Genomic DNA, 1,136 nt, shown 5'->3' with positions numbered 1-1,136 from the left:
GCTGTTTCACATTGTCATTAAAACGGCTGATTTCAGTGTCTATGCCTTGTCTGCGTAATTGGGTGACTTTAGTGCCTTCATGGATGGTGGCTTGTAGTCCGTTATTCTGATCGGCATAGCTGCGGTGGTCTATTTTTTCCTGAAAGCCTGCTCGTTCTAATGCGTGATTGGCTAAATTTGCCCACGTTTCCCGAATCTGTTTAATTTCGTCTTGGGTTGTCCCCATACCAAGGCTTTTTCGTTTGGCGTTACTGAGTTCAATATCGGTTTTGGTGGTCAGAGTGAGTTTATTGTCTGCATTCAATTCGGCTTTTCGGGTTGTGAGCATGATATGGGCGTGATGGTTTTTATCATTACCGCCTTTACTCGGTTCATGGATGGCTAAATCTGCGATTACGTCATAGCGATCAACTAAGGACCTGGCAAAGTCTTTTGCCAAGTCCTTACGTTGATCAGCGTCTAATTCATCGGGTAGGGCGATTACCCATTCTCTAGCGGTTCGGGCATCTTTGCGGTTTTCGGACTGTTCTGCCAAGTTCCAAAGGTCATTACGGTCAATTTCAATATCGAGATTCGAGATAATTTCTGAATGGGCGACACCATCTTTTCTTGTAAAGTCATGGGTCAGCCCTGTGCGTTCATCTTTGAGCTTTTCACCTGCACGATAAGCCATAGATGCAACAGCAGTTCTGCCTGAACTTCGATTAACTGTTTTGGTCGAGCAATGATAAATCGCCATCGCTTAACACTTCCGACTAGCAGGGACGTAATAACCGCATTTTTCACATTCTCTTTTTAGGTTCTGAACTTCTCTTTCTTCTGCATGTTGTGCCATCTGTTCAGGCATCTTATAAGTGCATTCGTGTCCGCAATTTGGACAAAGGTAAAGGTGAGTTTCTCTAAAATTATACCGATACATTTTTATTTACCTTTTGCTTTTTTAAATTGCGTAGCAATTTTTTGGGGTTAAGGGGATTCCCCTTACGCAAACTTTGACTTGGATGAAATCCAAGTCGTAAGTGCGCATTTCATGAAAAACACGATAGCATATTACCCGCTTGAATTTCAATTCATAGGGTCTTATGCTTGAGTGGTTTTCTATATTCCGAAATTAACCGTTATGACTAAATCTGCTG

Annotated in this window: 1 protein-coding gene; it reads right to left on the bottom strand. The window is 42.3% G+C overall.

Annotated elements, in window-relative coordinates; all coding sequences use genetic code 11:
* Window positions 1-739: MobQ family relaxase (gene mobQ / locus FTV34_RS17600; protein ID WP_180027458.1), on the bottom strand; the 739-nt coding region annotated here is incomplete at its 3' end.
* Window positions 740-1,136: the final 397 nt, after the last annotated feature.

Origin of the sequence: Acinetobacter sp. YH16038, assembly GCF_013417275.1 — a bacterium.
Taxonomy (GTDB): Bacteria; Pseudomonadota; Gammaproteobacteria; order Pseudomonadales; family Moraxellaceae; genus Acinetobacter.
Note: the sequence above shows the minus strand (reverse complement) of the source record. Positions and strands in the feature narration are given on the sequence as shown.